Source organism: Aliiroseovarius sp. PTFE2010 (assembly GCF_049943335.1).
Lineage (GTDB): Bacteria > Pseudomonadota > Alphaproteobacteria > Rhodobacterales > Rhodobacteraceae > JBNFVY01.
The window spans coordinates 17,937-33,199 of sequence record NZ_JBNFVY010000014.1 but is presented as its reverse complement, the minus strand read 5'-3'; the positions used below and the strand labels follow the sequence as shown (position 1 = coordinate 33,199).

14 protein-coding genes and 1 tRNA gene are annotated in these 15,263 nt (G+C 62.9%); 4 read left to right on the top strand and 11 right to left on the bottom strand.

Annotated elements, in window-relative coordinates:
• Positions 1 to 46: 46 nt before the first annotated feature.
• Positions 47 to 1,213, bottom strand: a complete 1,167-nt coding sequence (gene carA / locus ACP2AV_RS14340; RefSeq protein ID WP_426373473.1) for a glutamine-hydrolyzing carbamoyl-phosphate synthase small subunit — start codon at positions 1,211 to 1,213, stop codon at positions 47 to 49.
• A 184-nt stretch (positions 1,214 to 1,397) separates the two neighbouring features.
• Between carA and ACP2AV_RS14335 the strand changes: the two genes are divergently transcribed.
• Both ACP2AV_RS14335 and ACP2AV_RS14330 read left to right on the top strand, forming a co-directional pair.
• Positions 1,398 to 1,856: a GatB/YqeY domain-containing protein gene (locus ACP2AV_RS14335; protein WP_426373472.1), complete on the top strand. Its 459-nt coding sequence runs from the start codon at positions 1,398 to 1,400 to the stop codon at positions 1,854 to 1,856.
• Between the two features lie 82 nt (positions 1,857 to 1,938).
• Positions 1,939 to 2,118 (top strand): DUF3008 family protein, encoded by a 180-nt coding sequence (locus ACP2AV_RS14330; RefSeq protein WP_426373471.1) that lies wholly within the window; start codon positions 1,939 to 1,941, stop codon positions 2,116 to 2,118.
• A gap of 250 nt (positions 2,119 to 2,368) precedes the next feature.
• Here ACP2AV_RS14330 and ACP2AV_RS14325 read toward each other — a convergent pair whose 3' ends face one another.
• From ACP2AV_RS14325 to lipB, 5 genes are all read right to left on the bottom strand, one after another.
• On the bottom strand, positions 2,369 to 2,812 hold the full coding sequence (locus ACP2AV_RS14325) for a DUF305 domain-containing protein (protein ID WP_426373469.1): 444 nt from the start codon (positions 2,810 to 2,812) through the stop codon (positions 2,369 to 2,371).
• Positions 2,813 to 2,847: 35 nt separating this feature from the next.
• On the bottom strand, positions 2,848 to 3,393 hold the full coding sequence (locus ACP2AV_RS14320; protein ID WP_426373467.1) for a DUF2244 domain-containing protein: 546 nt from the start codon (positions 3,391 to 3,393) through the stop codon (positions 2,848 to 2,850).
• A 133-nt stretch (positions 3,394 to 3,526) separates the two neighbouring features.
• Complete coding sequence (ctaD, locus tag ACP2AV_RS14315; RefSeq protein ID WP_426373466.1) at positions 3,527 to 5,197, bottom strand: cytochrome c oxidase subunit I; 1,671 nt, start codon at positions 5,195 to 5,197, stop codon at positions 3,527 to 3,529.
• 210 nt (positions 5,198 to 5,407) lie between these two features.
• Positions 5,408 to 5,818 (bottom strand): c-type cytochrome, encoded by a 411-nt coding sequence (locus ACP2AV_RS14310; protein WP_426373465.1) that lies wholly within the window; start codon positions 5,816 to 5,818, stop codon positions 5,408 to 5,410.
• A 118-nt stretch (positions 5,819 to 5,936) separates the two neighbouring features.
• Positions 5,937 to 6,656, bottom strand: coding sequence for a lipoyl(octanoyl) transferase LipB (gene lipB, locus ACP2AV_RS14305; protein ID WP_426373464.1), 720 nt, complete (start codon positions 6,654 to 6,656; stop codon positions 5,937 to 5,939).
• A gap of 185 nt (positions 6,657 to 6,841) precedes the next feature.
• Here lipB and ACP2AV_RS14300 point away from each other — a divergent pair, with 185 nt between their 5' ends.
• Both ACP2AV_RS14300 and ACP2AV_RS14295 read left to right on the top strand, forming a co-directional pair.
• Positions 6,842 to 8,197, top strand: a complete 1,356-nt coding sequence (locus ACP2AV_RS14300; protein ID WP_426373462.1) for a peptidoglycan-binding domain-containing protein — start codon at positions 6,842 to 6,844, stop codon at positions 8,195 to 8,197.
• A 93-nt stretch (positions 8,198 to 8,290) separates the two neighbouring features.
• A tRNA-Leu gene (locus ACP2AV_RS14295) sits at positions 8,291 to 8,377 on the top strand.
• A 215-nt stretch (positions 8,378 to 8,592) separates the two neighbouring features.
• On the opposite strand, the gene ACP2AV_RS14290 is transcribed toward ACP2AV_RS14295, so the two are convergent.
• The 5 genes from ACP2AV_RS14290 to ACP2AV_RS14270 all read right to left on the bottom strand — a co-directional run bounded on the left by ACP2AV_RS14290 (position 8,593) and on the right by ACP2AV_RS14270 (position 15,254).
• On the bottom strand, positions 8,593 to 9,714 hold the full coding sequence (locus tag ACP2AV_RS14290; protein ID WP_426373461.1) for a hypothetical protein: 1,122 nt from the start codon (positions 9,712 to 9,714) through the stop codon (positions 8,593 to 8,595).
• Between the two features lie 82 nt (positions 9,715 to 9,796).
• On the bottom strand, positions 9,797 to 12,394 hold the full coding sequence (locus ACP2AV_RS14285) for a Hint domain-containing protein (RefSeq protein WP_426373460.1): 2,598 nt from the start codon (positions 12,392 to 12,394) through the stop codon (positions 9,797 to 9,799).
• 339 nt (positions 12,395 to 12,733) lie between these two features.
• A complete protein-coding gene (locus ACP2AV_RS14280; RefSeq protein ID WP_426373459.1) occupies positions 12,734 to 13,672 on the bottom strand; it encodes an AEC family transporter in 939 nt (312 codons plus the stop codon).
• Positions 13,672 to 14,475 carry an MBL fold metallo-hydrolase gene (locus ACP2AV_RS14275; protein WP_426373458.1) on the bottom strand — a complete coding sequence of 268 codons (804 nt, stop codon included), beginning with the start codon at positions 14,473 to 14,475 and terminating at the stop codon, positions 13,672 to 13,674. The genes ACP2AV_RS14280 and ACP2AV_RS14275 overlap by 1 nt, the downstream gene beginning before the upstream one ends.
• Positions 14,475 to 15,254, bottom strand: a complete 780-nt coding sequence (locus ACP2AV_RS14270; RefSeq protein ID WP_426373457.1) for a TatD family hydrolase — start codon at positions 15,252 to 15,254, stop codon at positions 14,475 to 14,477. Before ACP2AV_RS14270 ends, ACP2AV_RS14275 begins: the two co-directional genes overlap by 1 nt.
• Positions 15,255 to 15,263 lie beyond the last annotated feature (9 nt).

The following is a 15,263-nucleotide window of genomic DNA, read 5'->3' as shown; positions in this document are numbered from 1 at the left end:
TCAGGTGTCGTAAAATAGCGTTAATACGGCGTTAAAACCCGGTCTTTCAGGCGCGTTTCGTCATTTCATCGGCGAAGCGCTCGAACAGATAGTAGCTGTCCATGGGGCCGGGGCTGGCTTCGGGGTGGTATTGAACGGAAAACACCGGCCGGTCTGTCATGCGAATTCCGCAGTTTGATCCGTCAAACAGGCTGACATGGGTTTGGGTGACCCCGTCGGGCAGGGACTGGGCGTCGACGGTGAAGCCGTGGTTCATCGAGGTGATCTCGACCTTGCCGGTTTCCAGATCCTTGACCGGGTGATTGGCGCCGTGATGGCCGTGGTTCATCTTGATCGTCTTGGCGCCAAGGGCCAAGGCCAGGATCTGGTGACCCAGGCAAATCCCGAAAACCGGTAGCTCTGCCTCTAAAACACCGCGGATCATCGGCACGGCATATTCGCCCGTCGCCGCCGGATCGCCCGGACCGTTGGACAGGAACACGCCGGACGGATTGTGCGACAGAACGTCTTGCGCGGTGGCGGTGGCCGGCAGGACCGTCACATCGCACCCGGCACTGGCCAGACAGCGCAGAATGTTGCGCTTGGCGCCAAAGTCGATGGCCACCACCTTGTGGCCCGGTTCTGTGCGCTTGGGAAACCCGTCGGGCCAGGCCCAACGCATTTCGTCCCACTTGTAAGACTGGGTGCAGCTGACCTCTTTGGCCAGATCCAGCCCCACCAAACCGGAAAATTCGCGGGCTTTGGCAACCAGGGCCTCGATGTCGAAATTCCCTTCAGGATCATGGGCTAAGGCCACATGCGGTGCACCTTGCTGGCGGATCGCGCGGGTCAGCCGGCGGGTATCGATACCGCCCATGCCAATCCGGCCGCGCTTGGCCAGCCAATCGCCCAGCTCTTCGGCGGTGCGCCAGTTGCTGGGTTCGGTGGGATCCCATTTCACGATCATGCCCTGCGAGACGGGCGTGGCGGTTTCGTCATCTTCGGGGTTGGTGCCGACGTTGCCGATATGGGGGAAGGTAAAGGTCACGATCTGGCCCGCATAAGACGGGTCGGTCATGATTTCCTGATAGCCGGTCATGGCGGTGTTGAAACACAGCTCGGCTACGGTTTCACCGGTCGCTCCGAAGCCGCGGCCATAGAACAGGGTTCCATCTGCCAGCGCCAGACAGGCGGTCGGTTTCTGTGACGCGTTGGTTGCGGCGACAGCAGGCATGATGAGACTCCCGGGATGACAAATTGGGCGGAACCTAAGGAATGGCACGGGCCGGGTCAAGCCGATACGAGAAGATTTGAGAATGACGCGTTTTCAAGGGCTTAAGCGAAAATGGGATGGTTGTCGGCCAATCAAACCCACTGTATGATGGTGGCTTCGGAAAAGTCATGGGATCAGACACCGAATGCCACTACGTGCACAAATCAACGACGCCATGAAAAAGGCGATGAAGGAAAAGGACGCGGTGCGCTTGTCGACACTGCGCCTGATCAACGCGGCCATCAAGGATCGGGATATCGCCCTGCGCGGCGAAGGCAACGAAGATGGCGTGACCGAAAGCGATGTGCTTGGAATCCTTGGGAAAATGGTCAAGCAGCGCCAGGAAAGCGCCAAGGCCTACGAAGAGGGCGGGCGGCTGGAACTGGCCGAAAAGGAACTGGCCGAGATCACTGTGATCGAAGATTTTCTGCCGCGCCAGTTGTCGCCAGAGGAAACTGCCGCCGCGATCGATGCGGCCATTGCCGACACCGGGGCGGAATCGATCCGCGACATGGGCAAGGTGATGGGCGTGCTGAAATCCAAGTATACCGGGCAACTGGACTTTGGATCGGTCGGCCCGCTGGTCAAGGACCGGCTGAGCTAAGCCACTCATAAAAAACGAAAAACGCCCGTGGGGAAACCCGCGGGCGTTGTCATGCGTTGGTCTTCCCGAAAGGAGACCTGGCATGAAAGCGCAATCGAAAGCCCAACAGAAAGCCGCCGGCGCCGCCCTGTCGGCCAAGCGCGGCGAATCCAAGGTCAGCGACCTGCAAGGCGCGTCCAAGGACATGTACGACAGCATGACCGAGGACGAATTAGAGGATATGGCCAGCACATCGCGGGGCGATTTGCCGGACGAGAAATAGGTGTCGGCAACCCGTCGGATTGGCGTCTGCGGGCCGTCGGCATGGCGTCTGCCCAACGTCGGACATGTGTCGGGCCCAGTTGTCGGGCACGGTGTCTGGCACAGTGTCGGACATGTGTCGGGCAAAATGTCTGGCACTCTGTGGATCACATGGACAAGGCACGCAACGCGCGTTGCGTGCCACCCGCGGGTCGGGGCACCGCGCGTTGTGCGGCGGCCCCCGTTGGCCCCAGTTGGCCGGCCGCCTGGCCCTAGTCGGTCAGGTCATCGATGAGGAGTTTCATTTCGGCGATTTCGCGGCGCTGGGCGTCGATGATGCCGTCGGCCAGATCACGCACGCGCGGGTCGGACAGGTCGGCGCGCTCTGACGTCAGGATGGCAATCGAATGGTGCGGGATCATCGCCCGCATCCAGGCCACGTCGGCGACCAGAACCTGGCTGCGCACCATGTAAAGCGATCCGGCCGCCACAAGCGCGCCCGCAATCATGATGCCCGCGTTGACCCGTTTGTTGGGGTAGTGCCGGGCCATGAAGCCCATCATCACGATGGCCATCACACTGCCCATCAGCAGGGCCATCCAGGCGCGGGTCTGACTGTAAAAGGCGTGATCCAAGGCGTAGGTATTGAGATACATCAGACCGAACATCACCAGCGTCGAGGTGGCGATCATCAGGGCGAAACGGGAATAGGTCATGCACAGGCTCCTTTTCAGGGTCAATGCACGGGATCTCAGGTGGTTCCGCCATCGCGCAACTGATCCAGCACATAGGCCAGGTCATCGCGCAGCTGTTTGCGTTCGTGGGGGGACAGGAAGGCGCCCAGTTCAACCTGGCGGTTCGCGCCCTTGAGCGTCAGGTATTGTTCGACCGGGCCGCCGTCTTTGTGCAGGTCGATCCGCACCCAATAGGGGTTCGCGGCCCAGGTTTTCGGCGGGCCCTTGGGGTTGGTGCGGGTCAGTTCCATGTGGTCGGACCAGATCAGCAGGTGCTCACCCAGACCGTGGCGATAGCTGGCCTGCAGCGCGAAATAGAGCGCCGCCAATACCCCAAGCGTAAAGATCAGGATCATCCAGATCAGCGTGGTGCCGAGCAGCGGCAGCACCGGGATCAGGCCCAGAACGAACATCAGCGCGATGACCGCGACAAAGCCCTTCGGCGCAAGCGAGCGGTGGGGCCAGAGCGTCAGACGCGCCAGCGGTGCATCGCCATCGGCGTGGCTGGCGTGGGCGGAAATGCGCGGGGCCGTTTGGGCGGAATCGTTCCAGCGATAGGGCATGGGCTGTGCCGTGTGGTTACCGGGGCAGGGGCAGGGGGGCAGGGGGGCTGCGCCCCGGGAAATTTCGAAAGGATGGCGGGGAAAGAAAAAGGCCCGGGCGGTGATGCCCGGGCCTTGACCGTGTCGCTTGGGATCAGTGGGCGTGGCCTTTGTCCCATTCTTCCTGCTTGGGCAGGGTTTCGAACGTGTGTTCGGGCGGCGGGCTGGGCAGGGTCCATTCCAGCGTGTCCGCGTATTCGTTCCAGGGGTTCGCCTCGGTCACGCGCTTGCCGGCGCGCAGGGTGTAGATGATGATCCCGAAGAACAGCAAGAAGGATGCAAAGGACAGGAACGCGCCGTAGGACGAGATCTTGTTCCAGAAGGCAAAGGCATCCGGGTAGTCGATGTAGCGGCGGGGCATGCCCTGACGGCCCAGGAAGTGCTGGGGGAAGAAGGTCAGGTTGGCACCGATGAACATCATCCAGAAGTGCAGCTTGGCGGCAAATTCAGGATACATGCGGCCCGACATCTTGGGCAGGTAGAAGTAGATCCCTGCAAAGATGGCAAAGACAGCGCCCAGCGACATCACGTAGTGGAAGTGTGCAACCACGTAGTAGGTGTCGTGGTAGGCCCGGTCGACCCCGGCCTGGCTGAGCACGATGCCCGTCACGCCGCCTACGGTGAACAGGAACAGGAACCCGAAGGCCCAGACCATGGGCGCCTTGAATTCGATCGAACCGCGCCACATCGTGGCAATCCAGCTGAAGATCTTCACGCCGGTGGGCACCGCGATGACCATGGTGGCCATCATGAAGTAGCTCTGCTGGGTCAGCGACATGCCGACGGTGTACATGTGGTGCGCCCACACGACAAAGCCCAGAACGCCGATCGCGATCAGCGCCCAGACCATCGGCAGATAGCCGAAGATGGGCTTGCGCGAGAAGGTGGCGATCACGTGGCTGATGATGCCGAAGCCGGGCAGGATGATGATGTACACTTCGGGGTGACCGAAGAACCACAGAATGTGCTGGTACAGGATCGGGTCACCGCCACCGGCAGGATCAAAGAAGGTCGTGCCAAAGTTACGGTCGGTCAGCAGCATGGTGATGGCGCCGGCCAGAACGGGCAGCGACAGCAGGATCAGCCACGAGGTGACAAAGATCGACCAGGAAAACAGCGGCACCTTGAACATCGTCATGCCGGGGGCACGCATGTTCAGCATGGTGGTGATCATGTTGATCGCGCCCAGGATCGAACTGGCGCCCGAAATGTGCACGGCAAAGATCGCCAGATCCATGGAATAGCCGCCTTCCGACGTCGAGAGCGGCGGGTAGAGCACCCATCCCACGCCCGAGCCGAGCTGGTCATTGCCACCCGGCGCCAGCAGCGAAGCCACGCCCAGCGACACACCCGCGACATACATCCAGAACGACAGGTTGTTCATCCGCGGAAAGGCCATGTCCGGCGCACCGATCTGCAGCGGCATGAAATAGTTGCCAAAGCCGCCGAAAAGCGCCGGGATCACCACGAAGAACATCATCAGCACACCATGATAGGTGATCATGACGTTCCACAGGTGCCCGTTCGGGGTACAGGCCGCGTCAGACGCGAAGAACCGCGCCCCTTCCAGGCACATGTACTGAACGCCCGGGTCCATCAACTCGAGTCGCATGTAGACAGTGAACAGGACCGAGATCAGACCCACGACCGCCGAAACGACCAGGTAGAGGATCCCGATATCCTTGTGGTTGGTGGACATGAACCAGCGGGTGAAAAACCCCCGATTGTCCTCGTGCTCGTGGCCGTGAATGGCTGCGTCTGCCATGCGGTCCTCCCGGATTATGCGTTGCGTCCCAAACCGTAGGCCCGTTTACGGGACTCAATACGGATTTGGCTTGGGTTTTAGAGCGAATGCCCCGGCGGGGCAATGTTCCACATGGCCGCAGCCGGTGAAAAAATGACGCGGGCCCCTTGAACGGGGGCGCCGCGCCGCGTTTCGGTCCCTTTTCAAGCGCTTGACCCGCGCCTGATTGGGTTATTCGTCCGAAAAGGTCGCCAGGTAAGCGGCGACATCGGCAGGGTCCTTGACACGCTGGCCGGCCATTTTGGATTTGGCGGCCGGTTTGTCCAGCACATCGGCCAGGTATTCCTTGGGGTTCGGGATATAGGCGGTGATCTGCTCTTCGTCCCAGACCAGGCCCGCTTCGCCGGCGGCCAGCAAGTCGTTGCCATAGCGGAAATCTTCTACCGAGCCGGCCGCGCGGCCCACGACGCCATAAAGGTTCGGGCCGGTCTTGCCACCTCTGACAATCACTTCGTCGGCCGAGGCGATGGTGTGACACGATTTACACTTGCGGAATTCTTTTTCGCCTGCCGCGGCATCCCCGTCGGCATGGGCTGCGGTGGCGGCCGCCAGAGCTGTGGCGGCAATCATCACGTACTTCATCTGCTCTCCTTTTGAGTGCTTGCTGAATTCTGATCTTGGTCTGCAATATAGTGTGCAACGCCGCGAGCGCGAGAGAAGTTTTGTCGCAGGCTGGCCCGCGCTTTTCCCGGCCCTGCGCTTACCTTGGGGCAGGGCGCGGGGGGATCCCGGCCATACCCGCAACCGGGTCGCCCGCTACATCCCTGGCCACATCCCCAAACACATCGCCAAATGTCTTGCGCAAGGCCACGTCCACGTCGTCCATCGTGACCGGCAGGCCCAAGTCGACCAGGCTGGTCACCCCGTGCTGGCGGATGCCGCAGGGCACGATCCCGTCGAAATGGCCAAGATCCGGTTCGACATTGATCGAAAGCCCGTGAAAACTGACCCAGCGGCGGATGCGCAGGCCGATGGCGGCGATCTTGTCTTCGCGCGCGGTGCCGTCGGGGTTCGGGGCCTTGTCGGGGCGCACCACCCAGACACCGACGCGGCCCGCGCGCCGTTCGCCGGTCACGCCGAATTCGGCCAGCGTGGCGATGACCCAGTCTTCCATTTGCGCCACGAAGGCGCGCACGTCGCGCCCGCGCGCGCCCACGTCCAGCATCGCGTAGGCCACGCGCTGGCCGGGGCCGTGATAGGTGTACTGGCCGCCGCGTTTGCTCTGGAACACGGGAAAGCGGTCCGGATCGACCAGATCGACCGGGTCGGCCGAGGTTCCGGCAGTGTAGAGCGGGGGGTGTTCGACCAGCCAGATCGCCTCGGGCGCGCGCCCGGCGGCGATATCGCCAACGCGCGCGTCCATGGCCGCCACGGCGTCGTCATAGGCGGTCAGCCCGGTGCTGGTGATCCATTCGACCATGTGCTGTGTCCAAAACCAGTGCGGTGTTCAAAAACAGTGCGGTGTCCAAAAAACAGACATTTATACAAATATACCGCGCAAAGACCGGCAGGTTCTAGTCGGGAAATCGCGGGAATCATGTTATACGGGGGTAAGTTTGTCTGTTTGTACTTTGTTTGTACCATGCGTAAGGGGGACATAATCCAATGCATTTCACGAAACTCATGATGACGGCCGCGATTGGCACTGCAATGACACTGGGCCAGAGCGCGCCGGCGCGCGCGGATGGCTCGGCTGTGGCCGCCGGGATTATCGGCGGTATCGTCGGCGGCGCGATCATGGCCGACCAGAATAAGAAAAAGACCTATTACAAAAAGTCCTACCGCCCGTCTGTTCCGGCGACGCAGCAGGGCCGCGAAATTCAAACCTCGTTGAACTATTTCGGGTTCAACGCGGGCCGGGTCGATGGCCAGATCGGCAGCGGCACCCGCGCCAGCATTTCGCGCTTTCAGGCGCATATGGGCTATCCGGTGACGGGCTATCTGTCGGAATATGAAAAGAGCTTTCTGTTTTCGTCCTATCACCGCGCGGTGGCGGGCGGACCGGCAGTCAGCCAGATGATCGCGCAGCGCGGCGGTGTGCAGGGTCTGCTGCACGGCTTTCGCGACCAGGCTGCGGGCGGCACCGGCACCTATGCCGCTGTTACGCCGCAGCCGATGACCCCAATGGGCGGCCAGATGGCGATGGTCACGGTCACCCCGCCCGCTGCTGCGGCAGCCCCCGCGGCCCCGATGCCCGCCCCGGTCGAAGTGGCCGCAAGCGACCCCGAACCACCCAAGGCGGGCGGTCTGCCCAGCTTCATGGCCAGCGGGCAGGCTTCGGGCGCGTCGCTGAACAGCCACTGCAACAAGATCAGCCTTCTGACCAACACCAATGGCGGGTTCACCACCGTGTCGTCGATGTCAGACCCCGACTTTGTGCTGTCCGAACAGCTGTGCCTGGCCCGGACCTATGCGATCACCACCGGCGAGGCGATGGTCGCCAAGCTGCCGTCGGTGACCCCGGATCAGGTGGTGCAGCAATGCGCCGGGTTCGGCCCCGCGATGAAACCCTATGTTTCGGCCCTGTCGCTAGAGCCGCGCGATGCGGTGCTGCGCCAGGTCAGTGAATTTGTCCTGACCAGCGGCATGTCCCCCGCTGAGCTGTCGGGCACCGCCAAGATCTGTCTGTCGGCAGGCTATCGGACCGACGATATCGACGTCGCCGTGGGATCGGCACTGCTGCTGGTGGCATTGGGCGACAAGGTCTATGGCGAGCTGATGGGCCATCACCTCAGTCAGGGGTTTGGCGCGTCAAAGCGTGCGGACCTGGCCGCTGGTTGGTACGAAATTGCGCTGGACGCGCTGGACGCGGGTGCCCCGGCGGCTTTTGCCCCCGGTCAGCCCGAACGCCCCGCGCTGCTGCGCGCCGCCGCATTGGGGGGTACCCCCGACCTGCCCAAGCTTGAAAAGGCAGCAGGCACGGCTGCGGCCCCGCTGCCGAGTTTTGAAATCCAGCAATAATCGGAGCTTGCGGAAAATTGGTGAAGGGGCGGAATTTGCCCCTTCACAAAGCACGGGACCTCGGCTAATTAGCGCGGACCCAAGCTGGGACGTGCGGTCGTGGCGGAATTGGTAGACGCGCAGCGTTGAGGTCGCTGTGGGGTAACACCCGTGGAAGTTCGAGTCTTCTCGACCGCACCAAACACCCTTCCCCGCAAAGGTGGGCCGCCTTCAGACAGGGTCACAGCGCGGTAGCGGTTTCGCCGAAACCAGTGGCGAGTACCCAGATCAAAGATCTACAGCCCCGCAGCCCCCTGACTATTTCGACAGTGACGCGCGCCTTTGGGCGCGTTTGTTCGTTTAGGGTTTGGCCAGGTGTGGATTGATCGGGGGCGATTTGGCCCCGGGCAGGTCGTTCAGGCCGGGTCGGCGCGCCGTTTGGCGGCGTGCCACGCCAGCGCCGCAAGGCACAGAACCACGCCCAGCAAGGCAAAGACCCAAGCGTCAGGATTGACCCCGATATAATGATGCGGCGCCACCACAATGGGGGCACAGAGCGCGATCAGCGGCGCGCGGTAGGTCGCGGGCGGCGATAGTCGGCCCGTGCGGACCAACGCGATCATCAGGGCCGCGACGGTGACGATATGAAAGCTCATCCAGCGTCCCCAGTCGATGGCGACAAGATAGAGTGGCAGATAGGGCAGGGCCGACAGCACCAACACGGCCATCAGGATCCGGCGCGTGCGCACGGTCCCGACCGCGCACAGCAACACCAAGGGCACCAGCGCCGCCCCCAGAGATATCGCCAGTTGCCCCAGGTTGGACGGGCTCAGACGCTGAGCCGGGCGGGTCAGATGGGCCTCGGGCGCCGCGCCGACCCAGCGGATCGCGCCGTCGCAGAAGCCTTGCGGCAGGTCCGGCCCGGCCAGTGCGGCGCAGATCGCTGCCGCATCACCCACGGGGAATCGCAAGTGCCACAGCATCAGCCCCGCGCCCAGCAGTGCAAGCACCGCCGCAAAGCCAAGCGCGGCGCGCCGGCGCTGGGTCAGCGCCGCCAGCGCGATCATGGCCGGCAGAAAAAGGATCAGTGCCTCGTGTCCGGCCAACCCACAGACAAAGAGCGCCCCGGCCAGCCACATGCGCCACGGCGCACCGCCTGCCGCCAGGATCAGCAGCGCCAAAAAGGCCCACAGGTCCTTGCGCAGCCCGCCATCTGGGTCTTGCGCCCAGAACACCGCGAAAAACAGGGGCGAAAAGGCGATGACCGGCGCGATCCAGCCCAGCCGCCGGTCGCGCAAGAGCACGCACGTCACCGCATAGAGCGCGATCACCAGCGCGCCCTGCACCATGATCACGACGGTGACAGGCGACAGCCCGCTCAGCGCCGCCAGCCACAACATGGCCGATCCAAACAGCCCGCGCCGCACCGGGCCCGCGTCGGCGTGGATCAGCCAATCGGCCTGTTGCCACGCATGCCCACCCGCCTGCCAGTCCAGCCACAGCCCCCCCAGCGTCACCGCAAAGGAGACCGCCAGCATGGCCAAGCCCGCGGCGCGAAAAGGAAGGGCGCAATGGCGCGTCATACCCAAGGATGCGGCGGGACGCGCCCGCGCGCAAGGCTCACGCAGCGCGCAGCAGGTGCGCTTCGTGTTTGCGCAGGCACAGGCGTGCGGTCTTGCTGCGGGCCATGGGCGCGCTGCGCAGTTCGGGAAAGAGCGCAAAAAGCTCTTCGCGCGCGGGATCGCTGATGCCCGATAGCGATGCTTCGCCGGCGTGAAAACTTTCGGTGATCGCCCCTTCGGCGAAAATCAGTTCGTGCTGGTCAAACATGATGTGGAAATAGTCCACCAGCCCGCCGTCCAGCCGATGGATCGTGCGCCCGTCCACCAGGTGTTTGGCGGCGGCCAGAACCTCGCGTTGGCCGAACAGCAGTTCGGGCTTGGGGCCTTTGATCAGCATGCGGTGCTGGGGCGACACGACCAGGTCGGTATCGTTGCCCATCGCGCCCTTTGCGATCAGGATCGGCGCGAAATCACCCGTGGCCGGAACCCGGCGCGCATTGATCCAGCGGATCGGCAGCAGCCCGTTGTCGCGGGTCAGCACCATGTGATCAACCCGCAGGTTTTCCACCGCCACCGGGCCACGCGGTGTCAGAATCCGGGTGCCGCGCGCGAAACAGATGACCTTTTCAATATTCGAGAAATTGATGACTGTGCCGTCGACCAGCGTGGCCGTTCCCGCGCGCCCGCCCGGGTCGTCGCCCTGCGCGGTCCAGATGATCGGCGCGGCCAGGGTGCCGTTGAAATCGATGACGTCGCCGCCGTCGTCCTCGTCGCCTTCCAGCCCGTCGATGGTGATGGTGCCGCCCGTCAGCAGGGTCGGGTCGATGATGAACAGATCGTCGCCGTCGCCCCCCGCGACCGTATCGCCCGACCCGACAAAAAGCGTGTCGTCCCCGTCGCCGCCATCCAGGATATCGGCGCCCGCGCCGCCCGTCAGCGTATCTGCGCCGCTTCCGCCAAGCATCGTATCGGCCCCGGCACCGCCCGCGATACTGTCATTGCCGGTGCCACCTTCGGCATGGTCATCGCCCGCGCCGCCCAGGATCGTGTCGTTGCCCGCATCGCCATACAGGCTGTCGCTACCGCCCATGCCGTCGATGTAGTCGTCGCCATCGCCGCCATGAATGTCACTGGTGTGGAATTCCGGGCCGGGGGTCAGGTATTCCGCATCCGAGCCGATCAGCGTATCGTCGAAATCCGACCCCAACACACCGTCCAGCGAGGTGGCGCTGTCGCCCGCCGCATCCCCCCCCGAGAAACTGTTGGTGGACAGATCGACGGATACCCCCGCGCCGGACGCGGAATAATCCACGTAATCCATGCCGGAACCGCCATCCATCGTGTCGTTGCCCGCGCCGCCCAGGAAGGTGTCGTCGCCTGCGCGGCCTTCACCGGAATCGTTGCCGGTGCCCAGATCGATCAGGTCGTCGCCATCGCCGCCCGAAACGGTGTCATCGCCCAGCCCGGCAACGATCAGATCATCCCCCGCGCCGGCGTTGATACTGTCAGCATATGTGGGGGTCATCACGTCGTAGTTGACGTCTGAAATCCATACCCCCTGCGTGCCCGAGCCAAGGTTGGAATAGGTGATGTCGATGCTCTGGACCGGGCCGCCTATCTGCACAAGGACCGAGCCGTCATCGCTATCGGGCGCATCCGATGACGACCCGCTGGTGATCGTGTTGCCCGACACGACATCGTCGCCGTCGGTGTAGATGACCACTTCGACAGGGTTGCCGTTGGCGTCATAGGCTTCAATGACCAACTGATCGACAAAGCTGCTCCGGTCGACGTCATTGATGCGGAACTGGACATTGCGCACTTCGTCATCGACGCCCGCGCTGGTTGACGCGAAGTCCATTTCGACCAACGCGGTGTTGCCCGTGCCGTCCCCAAAGAGAAAGGCGGACGACTGGGGATCGAAGGGTTCGCCGTTTTCAACGTAGACGTCGCCGCTGAAATAATCGTTTGCGCCGTCGTAAACGGAAAACTCCTGCCCGACGCCCAGATCGGTATAGCCGATCGTGATTTGCGCGCCGTTGATCGTGGCGCTGGCGCCGCCGGTCAGGTCCTGATCGGGCAGGTCGGCCCAGCGAAAGGTGGTGTTCGTGGCGGTGTCGTTGACCCCGTCGCCGGTGTCCACGCGATCGCCGTTGGGATCGCCGGTATAGGCGGCATCGATCGTGTCATTGCCGGCCGTGCCGTCGATGATACCGTCGCGAAAATCGCTGTAGGCAAAGGCGACATCGCCGTCGTCCAGATCCGTCCAGGTGTCGCGCGCGACCACTTCGTAGGTGCGCCCGTTGATAAGCTGGGTTTCCGACAAAGTGCCGGTATAGGTGGTTCGGCCCGACTCGTACTGAAACTGGACCACCTGAAAGGTCTGGCCCGTGACCGTGTCGCGGATCGTGTATTGCTGTTCGGCATCCAGTTCGGCGCCCGAATAGGTGGTGCCCCCAACGGTGATGTCGCCGGTCGCGGTTTCGGACGAATTGTCATCGACAAGCGTCTGGCCTTCGGTGTTGGCATCGGTTTCGGTGATGACAGCCGAGCCATCCCACTGGGTGGGGCCGGAATAGACAAATGTGTTGCCCGCGGAATTGGGCCAGGATCGGGTATAATCGGAATTATAAAAATTTACCGAATACGTCGGCATGATATTTTACCACTCAAATTCAACGTGCGCTTCAGCGCCCAGAAAGTGGGCGCGGTCACGCTTTGCATTAACCGTGTTTATGCTTGCCGAATTCGGCGCGGATGCGGCGGCGTGTGGGAATTCCTTGGTTAATTTCCGTTAGGGTATCGTTTTAAGGTCATGAAATAAAAAACCTTTCTCCCTATGCGGGAGTTTGGAATTCGCACCAGATTGTGACAAGAATGGGGACCGTGGGTCATCACCGCACGCGCGTTGATTAACCGCTTTTCCCTGCGGCGCGGCGCAGCGGCTGCCATCGGGTGGGGAATGGCGCGCACATACGGGTGTGGGCGGCGTGGGTCAGGGCAGAATCAGCAGCCAGCCCCAGATCGTCAGGATCGACAGGCCGGTGCCCACCAGTACGCCCGAGGCCGCAACCCGATTGGCCCGCCCGTACATATTGGCAAAGAGGTAACTGTTTACCCCCGGCGCCATCGCCGCTGTCAGCACCGCGCTGCGCTGCGGGCCGGTGTCCAGCCCCCAAAGCGGCCCACCGATCACCCAGGCGACGGCCGGATGCACCGCCAATGACGCCACGACCACCCAGACGATCACCTTGAAGTCGCCTTCGGGCTTATAGCGATACAGCACCCCCCCAAGACCAAAGAGCGCGGCGGGAATCGCGGCGCGGTTCATCATTTCGATTGCCGACCAGAACAGCTCGGGCGGGCGAACGCCCGACAGGTTCACCGCAAAGCCAAGCGCAATGCCGATGACCAGCGGGTTGTGGATGATCCTGCGCCAGATCTGCGCCGCCAGTTTGCCCAGCGGCAGGCCGCTGCCGCGCGATCTGGTCACCTCCATCATGGTGATCCCGAAGGCATAGATCATCGGCGCGTGAACCGAGATGATCGCAAAGTTCCACGCCAGCGCTTCGCTGCCATAGGCCCGTTCGGTGATCGGGATCCCGAGCAGCAGCGAATTGGAAAAAAGCCCGCAAAAACCGATGGCCACGCAATCCTCGGGCGGGCGGGCGAACAGGTATTTCGCCCCGGCCCAGGCAAACATGTAGCCCGCGAAGGCGCCGCCGTAAAAGGTGGTGAGCAGGGGCAGATTAAAGCTCTGGCCCAGATCGAGATGCGCGATGGCGTTGAACAGCAGTGTCGGCACGGCAAAGTTCTGCGCAAACAGCATCACCCCGTCCATCGCGCTGTCACTGAACAGCCGCCGCCACACCGCCACGTAACCAAAACCGATAACCAGAAAGACAGGCAGGATGACGTCGACCAGCGCCTGCATCAGAGCGGGTAGCTGATTGTCATGCCGTCATAGGCCGCCGAAACATGGGCGGGTGTTTCGGCCTCAACCGCTGAATGGTCCAGATCGATGTGCATGTTGGTGATCACGGCGCGGCGGGGCGCGGCGCGGGCGATCCAGTCCAGCGTCATATCCAGATGCGCGTGGGTCGGATGGGGCGTGCGGCGCAGCGCATCGACGACCCAGCAGTCCAGCCCCGTCAGCTTGTCCCATGCGGCGTCATAAATGGTATGAACATCAGGCAGATACGCCAGATCGTTAATGCGAAATCCCAGGGCGTCGATGCCCCCGTGACCGACCAGGAACGGGGTCAGCGTGACCGGCCCGCCAGGCCCATCCACCACCACGTCTTTTTCGCGGTCAATCGTGTGCAGGTTCAGGATCGGCGGATAGTTCGAGCCTTCGGGCTGGACAAAGACATAGGCGAAGCGATCGAGCAGCGCCGCCTGCGTGTCATTGTCGGCCCAGACATCAAGCCGCTTGCGCATGTTGAACACGATCATGCGCAGATCGTCGATGCCGTGCACGTGATCGGCGTGCGGATGGGTGTAGACCACGCTCGACAGATCGCCCACGCCCGCGTCCAGAAGCTGGGCGCGCATGTCCGGCGTGGTGTCGATCAGCACGCGGGTGGTGCCGTCGTCGGTGATCCGTTCCACCAGCATCGAACAGCGCCGGCGTTGGTTTTTCGGGTTGCTCGGATCGCATTCGCCCCAATGCCCGCCCAGTCGCGGCACCCCGCCGGACGACCCGCACCCAAGTATGGTAAAGCGCAATTCACCCATCACGCGGCCTTCCAGAAAAGGCGCTCGAAATTGGCCTGCGTCTGGGCCGCAAAAGCGTCGATGTCCATGTCCAGCGCTTCGGCCACGCGGGCGGCGGTGTGCACGGTATAGGCCGGTTCGTTGCGCTTGCCGCGATGGGGCGGGGGCGCAAGGTAGGGCGCATCGGTTTCCACCAGGATCCGCTCGCGCGGGGCGCTTGCGAAAATGTCGCGGATTTCGGTGGATTTCGGGAAGGCCGCGATGCCCGAGGCCGACAGGTAGAACCCAAGATCCAGCGCGACGCGGGCCAGCGCCGGGGACGACGAAAAGCAATGCATCACGCAGGTGAATTCGCCGGCCTTCATTTCGTCGCTCAGGATGCGGGCCATATCGTCATCGGCGGCGCGGGCATGGATGATCAGCGGCAGGCGGCTGACACGGGCGGCCTCGATGTGGATCCGCAGGCTTTTGGCCTGAACCTCGGCGCTTTGGGCGGAATAGTGATAGTCCAGCCCGGTTTCGCCGATGCCGACAAACTTGGGATGTTCGGCCAGTGCCAGCAGATCGTCCACCGTGGCCAGCGGTTCGTCGGCCGCCGACATCGGGTGCGTGCCCGCAGCCCAGTACACGGGGGCGAATTCTTCTGCGATTGCACGCACTTGCGGCGCGGCGCTAAGGCGGGTGCAAATGGTCACCATCCGCGTGACGCCGGCATCGATGGCGCGCTGGATGACTTGGGGCCGCTCTGAATCGAAATCGGGAAAATCCAGATGGCAATGGCTGTCGGTAAGTTGGATCATACTGGCCTG

Excerpts from the sequence above, each read along its gene's own strand:
- ACP2AV_RS14335 (WP_426373472.1), top strand. The coding sequence starts at position 1,398 with ATGCCACTACGTGCACAAATCAACGACGCCATGAAAAAGGCGATGAAG.
- ctaD (WP_426373466.1), bottom strand. The coding sequence starts at position 5,197 with ATGGCAGACGCAGCCATTCACGGCCACGAGCACGAGGACAATCGGGGG.
- ACP2AV_RS14320 (WP_426373467.1), bottom strand. The coding sequence starts at position 3,393 with ATGCCCTATCGCTGGAACGATTCCGCCCAAACGGCCCCGCGCATTTCC.
- ACP2AV_RS14280 (WP_426373459.1), bottom strand. The coding sequence starts at position 13,672 with ATGCAGGCGCTGGTCGACGTCATCCTGCCTGTCTTTCTGGTTATCGGT.
- carA (WP_426373473.1), bottom strand. The coding sequence starts at position 1,213 with ATGCCTGCTGTCGCCGCAACCAACGCGTCACAGAAACCGACCGCCTGT.
- ACP2AV_RS14275 (WP_426373458.1), bottom strand. The coding sequence starts at position 14,475 with ATGGGTGAATTGCGCTTTACCATACTTGGGTGCGGGTCGTCCGGCGGG.
- lipB (WP_426373464.1), bottom strand. The coding sequence starts at position 6,656 with ATGGTCGAATGGATCACCAGCACCGGGCTGACCGCCTATGACGACGCC.
- ACP2AV_RS14310 (WP_426373465.1), bottom strand. The coding sequence starts at position 5,818 with ATGAAGTACGTGATGATTGCCGCCACAGCTCTGGCGGCCGCCACCGCA.
- ACP2AV_RS14325 (WP_426373469.1), bottom strand. The coding sequence starts at position 2,812 with ATGACCTATTCCCGTTTCGCCCTGATGATCGCCACCTCGACGCTGGTG.
- ACP2AV_RS14300 (WP_426373462.1), top strand. The coding sequence starts at position 6,842 with ATGCATTTCACGAAACTCATGATGACGGCCGCGATTGGCACTGCAATG.
- ACP2AV_RS14290 (WP_426373461.1), bottom strand. The coding sequence starts at position 9,714 with ATGCTGGCGGTCTCCTTTGCGGTGACGCTGGGGGGGCTGTGGCTGGAC.
- ACP2AV_RS14330 (WP_426373471.1), top strand. The coding sequence starts at position 1,939 with ATGAAAGCGCAATCGAAAGCCCAACAGAAAGCCGCCGGCGCCGCCCTG.
- ACP2AV_RS14270 (WP_426373457.1), bottom strand. The coding sequence starts at position 15,254 with ATGATCCAACTTACCGACAGCCATTGCCATCTGGATTTTCCCGATTTC.
- ACP2AV_RS14285 (WP_426373460.1), bottom strand. The coding sequence starts at position 12,394 with ATGCCGACGTATTCGGTAAATTTTTATAATTCCGATTATACCCGATCC.